General features: G+C 71.9%; 9 protein-coding genes and 1 pseudogene. 3 read left to right on the top strand and 7 right to left on the bottom strand.

Going from position 1 to position 11,929, the window contains the following annotated elements:
• From D7W81_RS34600 to D7W81_RS34590, 3 genes and pseudogenes are all read right to left on the bottom strand, one after another.
• Positions 1-229 (bottom strand): annotated as a pseudogene (locus tag D7W81_RS34600) (CPBP family intramembrane glutamic endopeptidase); the annotation flags it as partial.
• 147 nt (positions 230-376) lie between these two features.
• A complete protein-coding gene (locus tag D7W81_RS34595) occupies positions 377-1,027 on the bottom strand; it encodes a M23 family metallopeptidase (RefSeq protein WP_120559659.1) in 651 nt (216 codons plus the stop codon).
• Positions 1,027-1,893 carry a TolB family protein gene (locus D7W81_RS34590; RefSeq protein WP_120559658.1) on the bottom strand — a complete coding sequence of 289 codons (867 nt, stop codon included), beginning with the start codon at positions 1,891-1,893 and terminating at the stop codon, positions 1,027-1,029. The genes D7W81_RS34595 and D7W81_RS34590 overlap by 1 nt, the downstream gene beginning before the upstream one ends.
• 159 nt (positions 1,894-2,052) lie before the next feature.
• Between D7W81_RS34590 and hflX the strand changes: the two genes are divergently transcribed.
• Positions 2,053-3,498, top strand: coding sequence for a GTPase HflX (hflX, locus tag D7W81_RS34585; RefSeq protein ID WP_120559657.1), 1,446 nt, complete (start codon positions 2,053-2,055; stop codon positions 3,496-3,498).
• A gap of 3 nt (positions 3,499-3,501) precedes the next feature.
• On the opposite strand, the gene D7W81_RS34580 is transcribed toward hflX, so the two are convergent.
• Positions 3,502-4,311 carry a hypothetical protein gene (locus tag D7W81_RS34580; RefSeq protein WP_120559660.1) on the bottom strand — a complete coding sequence of 270 codons (810 nt, stop codon included), beginning with the start codon at positions 4,309-4,311 and terminating at the stop codon, positions 3,502-3,504.
• Between the two features lie 295 nt (positions 4,312-4,606).
• Positions 4,607-6,301 carry an AAA ATPase domain-containing protein gene (locus D7W81_RS34575; protein WP_120559656.1) on the bottom strand — a complete coding sequence of 565 codons (1,695 nt, stop codon included), beginning with the start codon at positions 6,299-6,301 and terminating at the stop codon, positions 4,607-4,609.
• 160 nt (positions 6,302-6,461) lie between these two features.
• Here D7W81_RS34575 and D7W81_RS34570 point away from each other — a divergent pair, with 160 nt between their 5' ends.
• On the top strand, positions 6,462-8,024 hold the full coding sequence (locus D7W81_RS34570; protein WP_120559655.1) for a RecQ family ATP-dependent DNA helicase: 1,563 nt from the start codon (positions 6,462-6,464) through the stop codon (positions 8,022-8,024).
• A gap of 212 nt (positions 8,025-8,236) precedes the next feature.
• Positions 8,237-8,695, top strand: coding sequence for a response regulator (locus D7W81_RS34565; protein ID WP_306440932.1), 459 nt, complete (start codon positions 8,237-8,239; stop codon positions 8,693-8,695).
• Between the two features lie 140 nt (positions 8,696-8,835).
• Here D7W81_RS34565 and D7W81_RS42595 read toward each other — a convergent pair whose 3' ends face one another.
• Positions 8,836-8,994 (bottom strand): hypothetical protein, encoded by a 159-nt coding sequence (locus tag D7W81_RS42595; protein WP_158621752.1) that lies wholly within the window; start codon positions 8,992-8,994, stop codon positions 8,836-8,838.
• A 145-nt stretch (positions 8,995-9,139) separates the two neighbouring features.
• A partial coding sequence (locus D7W81_RS34555) for a CHAT domain-containing protein (protein ID WP_120559653.1) occupies positions 9,140-11,929 on the bottom strand: 2,790 nt, incomplete at its 5' end.

Here is an 11,929-nt window from a genome sequence, read left to right as displayed (position 1 = left end):
GCCCCAGCACGCCCCACCAGGCCCCGCGCCGCGAGGACTCCCAGGGACGCAAGAGCGCCAGGCCCCACGCCAGCAGCGCCAGCTCCACCGCCACGGCGGCCCCGCGGCCCAGCCGGGCCACGGACGACGGCCCCAGCACCGCGAAGAACACGAACGCGGCCTCCGCCAGCGCCTGGCGCTTCGACGGGGCGTTCTCCAGCAGGACGGCGGCATCACCACGAAGCACCACGGGCAATTCCTTCCGGCGCCACGGGGCAGGGCCCGTGGGGTTGCCCGCCACGCTAACGGCTTCGCTCCGCCGCCCACGCCTTTTTCCGGCGCGCGACGCCCGGTTCAGGACGGGAGGGCCCTTCCCCCTCCCGTCCCAGGGTGCCCGCTACTGACAGGTGATGCCGGGAAGGCCCCGGTACGCACCCTGCGCGGTCCACCGCGTGTAGGGCGTGCCGCACGAGCCCGCGTAGGGGTCATCCGTGCCGAAGCCCGGCACCCAGTACTCGAAGTGCAGGTGCGGCCCCGTGGACGCGCCGGACGAACCCACGCGCGCAATCCAGTTGCCGCAGGCGAGCGTCGTCCCCCGGGCGAACTGCTGCGTGTATGCCTTCAGGTGCCAGTACCAGGTCTGCGTGTTGTCCGGGTGGCGCATGATGATGTAGTTCGCCGTGTAGAGGCCGCACGCGGCATAGGGATTGGCCTGGTTCCAGTAATTGCACCGGTCGTAGTACCCATCCACCGACGCCTCGACGTAGCCCCGCGCGGCGTTCATCGCCCAGACGCCGTAGTCCATCTTGGAGAACCCGCCCACCAGCGCGTAGTCCGTGCCCGTGTGCCCGCTGTAGCGCACGCCGCCGCAGGCGTAGTCCCGGCCGCCGTAGTCCTTGTAGGCGCTCACCGTGCAGCCGCCGTTGCCGCACTGGTCCGCGAGCTGTGACGCGGGGAAGCGGAACATCGTCTGCGCGGTGGAGACCGCCGGAAGCGAAAGCAGCGCGAACGCCACCGCCACCGTGAGCCGCTGAAGGGTCGCGCGCATCACTTCGCACCTCCCACGTCCGCGGCCGCGTGGCCGGTGCGCACGTTGAGTGTCCAGAACGCGCCGCCGCCCGCGTTGTAGCGGAGCACGTCCTCGCTCACCCACTCCATGTGGTGGCTGGAGACGGGCGGGGGCACGAACTCCTTCGGCGGACCGCCGAACAGCATCCAGTTCTCCAGGCCCACGTTGGTGAGCTGCCGGGGCTCCGCGCCCTCCACCGTCGTGACGAAGAACGACGCCACGCTCGTCCGGCCCGACACGAACACCACCGTCCTGCCGTCCGGGGAGATGCTCGGCGTCGCGTCCACGCCAGGGCCGTCCGCCAGCACCTTCACGCGCCCCTTCAGGTCGATGATGCCCACCGCCGTCTGATGCGGGCCTGGGACGCCCGTCTTCAGCGTGGCCACCAGCGCGTCGCCCTTCGCCGTGGGGAACAGGTCGCCGCCCACCTGCTCGGCGAGCAACCGCTCCCGGCCGTTGGCGTCGCGCAGGCGCAGGGTGCCCTCGCCGTCCAGCAGCGCCACGTCCTGTCCCACGATGCGCGCCTCGCGGTACTTGAACTCCGGAGCCACGACGCGCACTTCACCGGTGTCCTCGGCGTACCGGACGATGGCCAGCAGCGGCAGGTCATCCGTGCCCAGCGGGTCCACGGGAATCTCCGCGACGACGCCCGCCAGCATCTCCCGGCCCTGGCCGAAGAGCTGGACGAAGCGCGCCTTGGGTCCGAAGGCCTTCTCCACCGCGGGGACCAGGCTCTCGCGCGCCTTCGTCACCCGGCGCAGGTCCGCGGGGTTCGGAGGGCCTTCCGCGAACGCGGAGCCGCCCACCAGCGTCATCACGGTGAGTGCGATAAATCGGTTTTTCATTTCACTCCTGGGGATGGGGAAGCCGCGACGGGAGCGCGGTGACGAGGTTGTCTCAATGTCTGGGATTGAGTTGCTTTTAAACTGGTTATTCAGGAATAGACGGAAAGTTGAACTGGCGATGCAAGGGCGCGGCCGGGCCCGACGTGTTACGAGCCGTGCATGGCAAAAACCCTTCCCGACCGTCCGCGCGCGGTCCTCGTCGGTGTCCAGCTTCCCGGGGTGACGGACGAGGCGCATGCCGCGGACCTCGCGGAGCTGAAGCGGCTGGTGCACACGCTGGGCTTCGACGCGGTGGCGACCGTGTCCCAGCGCCGGCAGCGGCTGGCCACCGGCACGGTGCTCGGCTCCGGCAAGCTCAAGGAGCTGGCCGCGCTCACCGGCGGTTCGGGCGTCATCCCCTCCGGCGCGCAGGGCAAGGCGTCCAAGGCCCGTGAGAAGTGGGAGGCCGAAGCCGGCGCGGAGCCCGAAGCAGGGACCGAAGCCGGTGGCGCTCCCGGCGACATGGGCGTGGACGCGGAGGGGCCGTCCGACGAGGACGACGACGCGACGGACCTGGACCTGGACGCCACCGCCATCGAACCGGGCCCGAAGCCCACGGTGGTGGTCGTGGACCACGAGCTGTCCCCCGGGCAGCTGCGCAACCTGGAGAAGGCCACCGGCGCGCAGGTGCTGGACCGCGCGGGCGTCATCGTGGACATCTTCCACCGGCACGCGAAGAGCCACGAGGCGCGCATGCAGGTGGAGATCGCCCGGCTCAACTACCTGGCCCCGCGCCTGCGTGAGTCCACCGGAGGCAGCGAGCGCCAGCAGGGCCGGGGTTCAGGTGACTCCGCGGTGGAGCTGGACCGCCGCAAGATCCGCGACCGTCTGGCGGAGCTGCGCGAGGGCCTGGCGGCCATCCAGAAGGACCAGGACCACCGCCGGTACGCCCGGCGCGACCAGCTGCGCGTGGCGCTGGTGGGCTACACCAACGCGGGCAAGTCGTCGTTGATGCGCGCGTTGACGGGCAGCACGGTGCTGGTGGCGGATCAGCTCTTCGCCACGCTGGATACGACGGTGCGCGCGATGCAGCCGGAGACCCGGCCGCGCATCCTCGTCTCGGACACGGTGGGCTTCATCCAGAAGCTGCCGCACGACCTGGTGGCGTCCTTCCGCTCCACGCTGGACGAGGCGCTGGAGGCGTCGCTGCTGCTCTACGTGGTGGACGCGTCCGACCCCACCTGGGCCGCGCAGCTGGAGGTCACCCGCACGGTGCTCCGGGAGATTGGCGCGGAGGTCGTCCCGAGCAAGCTGCTCTTCAACAAGGTGGACCGGCTGGACGCGGCGGCGCAGGAGGCGCTCAAGGCCGAGCACCCCGATGCGCTCCAGCTCTCCGCGCACCGGCCGGACGACGTGACCATGCTGCGCCGGGAGATCATCGCCTTCTTCGAGGCCTCCATGGTGGAGGCCGACCTGGTGATTCCCTACGCGCGGCAGGCCCGCATCGGCGAGGTGTACGAGCACACCACCGTGGTGTCCCAGGCCTACGATGAAACGGGCAGCCGCCTGCGCGTGCGGGGCCTGCCGGGCGCCATCGCCCGGCTGACCCGGTCCTTCCAGGAGTAGGCGTCAGCGCACGACGGGCATGGTCACCGGGTCCTTGTCGTCCACGGTGACCTCCACCTTGCCCACGCGCCACAGCACGGGCTGGAACGCGAGGTTCAGGCGGTGCCCGTCCGCGGTCTCCACCAGGGCCGTGCCTTCCTTGGGAAGGTAGTTGCCCACCTCGTACAGGAGCGAGGTGAGCGTGACGCGGTCCGTGCCGTTCGGCCCCGTGAGCTCACCCGGACCGTCGAACAGCAGCGTGGTGCCGCCAATGAAGGGAAATCCCTCGCGTTTGCCCACGCGGCTGTTGATGTGGAAGCTGTGGCCTTCTCGGCCCGGCACCTGGCCCTCCACGTCCGCGAACAGGCGCGTCTCGTCGGAACAGGTGCCGTAGCCCACCTTCGCCTGGAGCATCTGGCCGTCCACGGCCATCTCGCGCAGGTCGGCGTGCATCTCCATCAGGTCCTCGCCGCCGCGGTACTCCAGCACCGCGCGGCCCGTGAGGCGCAGGCCGTGCACGTCACAGCCGCTGGCGGGGAAGGTCACGACGACGGCGTCGGCGACGTCGTCCACGGCCTGCACCCGCGCCGTCGCGCAGGCCACCGTGGAGGACAGCCCCTCCACGGCGTGGTTCAGGAACGAGCGCCGGGGCTCGCCGCACGTGTACACGGGCATCAGGCCCAGCACTTCCAGCGCGCCGCGCACCTGGTGCGTGGAGGCCGCCAGACGCTCCACGCGGGCCTTCGCGTCGTCGATCTCCTCCTGCGTGGGCACGTTGTCTCCGCAGGCGGTGGTGGCGAGGGCGGCGAGGGCAAGGCAGGCGATGCGACGCATGGAGGGCTCCAGAGAGACGGTGCGGATCCCCCGCGCCATCGCTGAGGACCGTACCCTGCCCCTTCAGCAACCGTCATGCCCCCCTCAACCCCGCGAATCTCCAGGGAAAGGGGCATCCGTGACCCCACCCGGCGTGTGCAGCGCGCTGCGCACCCAGGGGCGGCCCTGTCCGGACCAGCCGGGTCCCAACTGGTCCGACAGTCGGACCAGTTCAGGCGGCCCGCCTCCGGACCGGGCTGGTCCCAGGTGGTCCGACAGTCGGACCAGTTCGAGCGGACCGCCGCCGGCACGGCGTCTAGGAGGCGCGTTCGTCCGGGGACGAAGCTTCCAGGCCCGCGCCTTCGTCATCCGCCGGTTCCTCATCCACGGCCGACGCGTCGTCATCCTCGAGGTCGTCGTCCGGCTCCGGCGCATCCACGTCCTCGGGCGCGGTGTCGGAGGACTCCGTCAACACGGTGCCCAGCGGGTAGATGACCAGGTGGCGCTGGGGTTCGCTGCCCAGGCTCACGGCCTCCAGGTGGTTCTTCACCACCAGGGAGTGCTGCACCTTCCGAAGGCGCGACGGGCGCGGCGTGAGCGGCAGGCTGATGCCCTCCGCGAGCACGCGCTGGATGGCCTCCTCCGCGTCCGCCACCGCGGCGTGCACGTCCGCCGGGTCCACGCCCTCCAGAATGTGGAACTCCGTGCGCAAAGCACGGCGGATCTCCGTGGAGCTGTTGCGCTTGATGGCCAGCACCCGCGCCCCCACGCGCTCGGTCGCGCGGCGCAGCCGGGGCGAGTTCGCGCGGCTTCGCAGCGTGAGCACCACGTCCGCGTTCTCCGGGCGGCCCACCACCACGGCCTCCACGGGCAGGTCGCGCAGCACGCGCTCCAGCAGCTCGCGGCTCACCGCGTGCGCGGCGATGCGCGTGGGTCCGGGCCGGGGCGCTCCCAGCGCGGGCGTCCCCTTGGGCACGCGTCCACCTGGGGGCGTGGCCACCACCACCTCGGGCGCGGCCTCCACGTGCACGGCCCCGTCCTGCTGCCGGCGCTTCTCGCCACCCACGTCCGCGCCCGTAAGCAGCCGGTCCACGGCGCCGCCCGTGTCCCGGTGCACGCGCACCTCGTCGCGGCTCACCATCTCCACCACGATGTCGAAGGTGGGCGTGCCCTTGCGCTCCGTGACGGTCTTCTGCGTGCCCCGGCGCCGCGCCTCGTCGTCGCTCAGCGTGACGGTCTGCACGCCGCCCACCAGGTCCGACAGCGTGGGGTTCAGCACCAGGTTCTCCAGCGTGTTGCCGTGCGCGGTCGCCACCAGCTGCACGCCGCGCTCCGCGATGGTGCGCGCGGCGGCGGCCTCCGCGGCGGTGCCAATCTCATCCACGACGATGGCCTCGGGCATGTGGTTCTCCACCGCCTCGATCATCACGTCGTGCTGACGGTCCGGCCGGCTCACCTGCATGCGCCGCGCGCCGCCGATGCCTGGATGCGGGATGTCCCCGTCGCCGCCAATCTCGTTGGACGTGTCCACCACCATCACGCGCTTGCCCAGCGCGTCCGCGAGCACGCGCGCCACCTCGCGCAGCTTCGTCGTCTTGCCCACGCCGGGCCGCCCGAGCAGCAGCAGGTTGCGGCCGGACTCCACCAGGTCGCGCAGCATGTCGATGGTGCCCTGGATGGCGCGCCCCACGCGCAGCGTGAGCCCCACCACGCGCCCCTGCCGGTTGCGGATGGCCGATACGCGGTGGAGCGTGCGCTCGATGCCCGCGCGGTTGTCCCCGCCCACCTCTCCCACGCGGGCGAGCACCGCCTGGAGCGCCTCCTGCTCCACGGGCACATGGGACAGCCGCGCCACCCCGTGCACCAGCCGCGCCTCCGGAGGCCGGCCCAGGTCCATCACCACTTCCAGCAGCTCCGCCTGGGGCAGCTTGCGCACCGCCTCCTGGAGCGGCGGCGGGAGGACCGCCACCAGCAGGTCGAAGTCATTGTCGGCATGGGTTCCAGAAGCCATCCCCGAAAAGTGCCAAGCGGCGCCCCCTCGCGCACGGCTTTCCTGCGTGCAACCGCGAGTGAACCCCTCGGGGTGACACTCCTCCCCAGCCCGGCAGGCAGCCAGGCGCACCGCACGTGACGGGGAGGAGCGGAACAAGCGCCATCCCTACCTTCAGGCCATGCCCACCGCGACACAGGACCGCTCCCCCCTCTGGCCCCAGCTCGAGCAGGAGGCGCGCGAGCGCTTTGGCGTGGAGGCGTTCCGGCCCGGCCAGCGGGACATCATCGAAGCGGTGCTCGCGGGGCGCGACGTGCTGGGCGTGCTGCCCACGGGCGCGGGCAAGAGCCTCACCTTCCAGTTGCCCGCCCTCTTCGTGCCCGGCGCCACGGTGGTGGTGAGCCCGCTCATCGCGCTGATGCACGACCAGCGCGAACACCTCACGGAGCGCTTTGACCTGGACGCGGCGAAGCTGGACTCCACCCTGAGCGCGGGTGACTTGAAGACGCTCCAGAAGGAGATCCGCCGGGGCGAGCACGAGTTCATCTACGTCACCCCCGAGCAGCTGGAGAACCCGGAGCGCCTGGCGCTGCTCAAGCGCGCGAACGTGAGCCTCTTCGTGGTGGACGAAGCGCACTGCGTCTCGCAGTGGGGCCACGACTTCCGGCCCGCGTACCTCTCACTGGGGGACGCCATCCGCGCGCTCGGACGTCCCCGGGTGCTCGCGCTCACCGCGACCGCCACGCCCCGCGTGCGCGAGGACATCCGCACGCAGCTGGGCATGGAGGACCCGGTGGTGGTGTGCACCGGCATCCAGCGCGACAACCTCACGCTGGAGGTCCACCGCACGGTGAACCCGGAGCTCAAGCGCCAGAAGCTGCTGGAGCTGCTGCGCGCCAACGACGGCAGCGCCATCGTCTACACGGCCACCGTGCGCAAGGCGGACGAGCTGTGGCGCTGGCTGCGCGCGGAAGGGCTGGAGGCGGGCCGCTACCACGGCAAGCTCAAGGCCTCCGAGCGGGAGGAGAACCAGCGCGGCTTCATGGACGGCACCACGCCGGTGGTGGTGGCGACGAAGGCCTTCGGGCTGGGCATCGACAAGCCGGACCTGCGGCTCGTGGTGCACTACCACTTCCCCGATTCACTGGAGAGCTACTACCAGGAGGCGGGCCGCGCGGGCCGCGACGGACTGCCCGCGAAGGCGGCGCTGCTGTACCGGCTGGAGGACCGGCGCATCCAGGGCTTCTTCCTGGGAGGCAAGTACCCGCGACGCGACGAGAGCCAGCGCCTCTACCAGGCCGCGAACACGCTGTGCGCGGAGGGCAGGAGCGTGGCCCTCAAGCGGCTGTCCGAAGCGAGCGGCCTGGGCGACAAACGCACCCGCGTGCTGGTGGCGCAGCTGGTGGCCGCGGGCGTGCTGGAGAAGGGCGCGCGAGGCGTGAAGCAGCTGCGCGCGTTCGACAAGCCCGAGGAGCTGGACGCATACCTGCGCGCCTACGAGGACCGCCACCAGGGCGACCACGAGCGCCTGGACGCGATGATGCGCTACGGGAGCACCACCACGTGCCGCTGGAAGGTGCTGGGCACCTACTTCGAAGAGCCGCTGGAGGACGACTGCGCCCACTGCGACAACTGCCGCGCCCGCGCTGAAGGCCGCTTCGACGCCCGGCCTCCCTCCCGGCCGTCCCTCTCTGTTGTGCACCAACAGTCCCGCCCCGAGGTCTTGACAGCCCCAGCCGCGTGAGGCTTTTTGCCCCACGGCCGCGCGACCGTGAAACCCGACATCCGTACTTAAAGTACAGGTCTCCCGGGTCTTCAGGCCTTGGGGCATTGTGCATGAATACAGTTATGGCGTATATTGCACAGCCTACCTGGACGTAATGCACTTCGGACCTTTCCCTCGGGGTCTTGAAAGGCGGAGACGCGATGGCGGAAGGCAAGTTGAAGGCGCTTGTGGTGGATGATGACCCACTGGTGCTCGACCTGGTGGAGCGCTCCATCAGCCGGTACGGCTTCGATGTCGTCACCACGCGTGCGGCGCTGGGTGTGGCCAACCTGCTGCGGACCGAGCAGCCGGACATCGTGCTCCTGGACGTGAACATCCCGACGCTGAGCGGCGATCGCATCCTGGGCGTGGTGCGCCAGTACGCGGGCCCGGACACGCTGTTCATCCTCTATTCGTCCATGGACGAGTCGAAGCTGCGCGAGCTGGTGCGCGCTTCCGGGGCGGACGGCTACATCCCCAAGGGTGTCACCGGTCCGGAGCTGGCGCTGAAGCTGTCCGGCCTGCACCACAAGCGGATGGCGAACCGTCCCACGCCCCCCGCGGTGAGCGTGGACACGGTGCTTCCGCGCGACGTGCCCGCGCCCCAGTCCCAGAGCACCACGGCCCATGTGTCGGTGGCGTCGCGGTAGGTGCTGTTCGCGGTGCGGGTGGTGGAGCGCGTCGAAGAGGCCCTTCCCCCGGTGGGCCTTGTCCACGCACCCCTGCCCCATCACGTAACGGATGCGACGGCACGGCGCGGGAGCATCGGTCCGCGCCATGCCTTGGAGCGTCAGCGGTCGAAGCCCGCTGGGCCCGGCGGCGGCTTGTCCGGCAGGTCCTCGTGGAACTCGTCGCGGAAGTTCAGCGGTGACACGAGCGTCTTCGCCTCCAGCCCCGCGGGACCCGGGGGCGGCTTGTCCGGGAGGTCCTTCTGAGGCCTTCTGGGCATGGGTACCAGAACAGGACTGATCCGACATCTCGACATGACCGTGTCCTCCTGACGAAGCCACCGCGGAGTCCGTGTTCCCGTCCCGCGTGCGGCTTCTTCTTGAAAACGTGTCAGGTCGGATTCTTTTAAGTGACCTGGAAGGTCTTCACTCGAACAAGAGCACGTCGTGCACCCAGCGGTCTCCGGGGGCGGCCTGGAGCCACGCCTGCCGCTCGTCGCGCAGGGCCACGCTGGGGGCGGCGCCCGCGTGGATCCGCTCGCGCACGTCGTGGAAGAAGCGGCCCGCGGTGTCCGGGATGTCCACCGTGGCGGCCAGCACCGCGCGCGCCCCGGCGTGGAGGAAGGCCACCGGCAGGCTGAAGGACTCGTGCGGGAAGGGCGCCGTGCGCGCGGCGCCGCAGGCGGCCAGGAACACCAGAGGTGCCTTGGGGAGCCCATGCGCGCGCACCTGCCGGGCGGTGAGCGCGTACCGGCCATCCCGCTCCGGGGCCAGCATGAGGAGCGAGGCGTCCGACAGCTCCTGGCTGAACACGCCATGCGTGTGGATCTCCACCTCGGTGGCGGTGCCCATCGCCTCCAGCACGCGAGCCGGCGTGGCCCGCGCGCCCTCCAGCATCACGCGCCGCGCGTCCTCCCCGGGGGGCGGACGCATCAGCGGCAGGCGCGGGAGCCCCAGGGCCGCGGGCGTGTCCACGTTGGAGACGACCAGGTGCGTGCCGCTGTCCACCGGCGGAGGATGGCCCACCGTCGCGTGGCCCACCCGGTAGCTCCAGGCGATGTCCGCGGGCAGCAACCGGGGCAGGCCATTCACCGGAGGCGGGGCCAGCACCCGGACCTGCTCACACCCGCGCAGCGCTTCCTGCATCGCGGGCGGCACCAGCCCGGAGGCGTCCTGTCCGAGCGGTGCCGTGCGCGTCTGGGTGAAGTCCCCGAGCACCGCGCCCGAAGGCCCCCGCGCCACGGCCACCGTGCGCTCGTGCTGCACCGCGACCGCGAGCACGCAGCGCTCCGGCACCCCGGTCACCTGGAGCTGGCGGCCCGCGAGGGTGAGCGCCTCCAGGAACGCCCCGGTGCGTCCCGCGTCGGAGATGAGCGCGGCGGAGGCGCGGGCCTGCGCGCGGCGGGCGTTCACGTCGTCGGGCCACTGCTCCGCCTGGGTGAGGGCGCTCCGCAGCAGGGCGCGTCCGGCGGCGGGGTCGCGCTCCAGCTCGAACTCGCCCTGAAGCGCGTCCAGCAGCGCGCGTTCGCCGGGGCGCGGCTGGCCCTGGCGCAGGCTGGAGAGGGTGCGGGACAGCGCATCCGCGGCGCCGGGCATGGGACCGAAGCGGGCCAGGTCCGCGAGCACGCCCGCGCCATTGAGCCCCAGCGGGGAGCCGGACTCCATCGACTGCTCCATGTGCCGCCGGGCCTCGTCCACGCGGAAGTCCATCCACGCCACGGTGGCCAGGTTGCGGTGCACGTAGCCCACCTGCGCGGGGTCGTCCGGAAAGCGAGCCAGCGACTCCCGGAAGTACGCGCCCGCGGTGGGGACGATGTGGTGGAAGCGCGCCACCTGCGCCAGCTCCTGGAGGAACAGCCGCTCCTGCTGCCATTCCCCCTGCTTCTTCGCCAGCTGCCAGCCGCGCAGCGCGTGTTCGTGGGCCTCGGCGGGACGGTGCAGTTCGTCCCGGTACATGTCCGTGAGCCACGCCCGCAGGTCGGCGCAGCGGTAGTCCAGCCGCTCCGCCTCGCACGTGCGGAGCGCTTCCCGCACGCGCGCCTCCGCCTTCCACCACTGGCCGTCACGCACCTCCTGGTTGGCGCGCTCGCGCTCGGCGATGAGGTGGAACCACGGGTCGCCCAGCCCGTCCGCGGCGCGAGCGAACGCCGCCGCGTCCACGGGCCGTCTCGCCGTGAGCTCGTAGCCGAGCGCGCCCACGTACAGGTCGTCCTCGCCGGAGCGCCGCAGCGTCTCCAGGAAGGCCGGAGGGAAGGGCGTCTCGTCGCGCACGAGCCGCGCGTAGTCCCGGGCCAGGGGCCCGCGCTTCTGGAAGTCCCGCGCGGCCACGCGGGTCACGGTCGCGTGCAGCACGGAGCCGCCGTAGGCCCGGTCCAGGACGTCCGCCAGCGGCAGCAGCCGCAGCGCCGCGTCCTTCGAGGGTGCCGCGCGGACCGCGTCGTAGAAGGCCACCCGGCCGATGCCCGGAAGTTTCGCGGCCTCCTCCAGCGGCAGCCGTGCGTTGGAATCCGCCATCAGGTCCCGCGTCGCCGCGAAGGACTGCTTCCAGGCGCGGCCCCGGGCCAGCGTCCGTTCGCGCAGCGCGCGCGCCTGGTCCCGCGCCTCCACGCTCCAGCCGGGCTCGCCCAGCTTCGCCACGGCGTCGAACGCGTCCGCCGCCAGCAGGGGCAGGTCCAGGTTGCGCAGGACCAGCGCGAGGTTCCACTGGGCCTGCGGGTGGTCCGGCCGCTTCCGGAGCACGTCCTCCAGCACGGCCAGGGCCTCGTCGTTCGACGCCTGCTCGGAGGCCCCGGCATGGGCCAGCGCCAGCGCCACCGCGCGGTCGGAGTCCACGTCCGGGGAGGGGGGCGCGTTGCCCAGGTAGTTCAGCGCCTGCCGCGAGTCGCCCGTGAGCAGGTACGCGGAGGCGATGCCGCGCCAGTCCTGCCGGTCCTCCATCCCGGCCAGCTCCCGCAGCGGCAGCGGCGCTGGCGTGGGAGCCCCACCGCGCAGGGGGGCGTAGTCGCGGTGTTCATCCAGGGCCGCGGAGGTCAGCCGGGCCTCCAGGGGCCGCGTGGCCTGGGGCGGAGGCCAGGGTGCGGGGGCGTCACCTGTCACCCGGGCCGTCCAGGTGCCCACGGACGCAAGGGCCAGGGCGAGCGCCCCCAGGTGGTTCCATTGGGGGCGCCAGCGGCGCGCAGGCGGCGGGGCCATGACCTCGGCGGGCTCGGACAAGGG

The sequence above is a fragment of the Corallococcus aberystwythensis genome, assembly GCF_003612165.1.
GTDB classification, from domain to species: Bacteria; Myxococcota; Myxococcia; order Myxococcales; family Myxococcaceae; genus Corallococcus; species Corallococcus aberystwythensis.
This window is presented reverse-complemented; position numbering and strand designations above follow the sequence as displayed.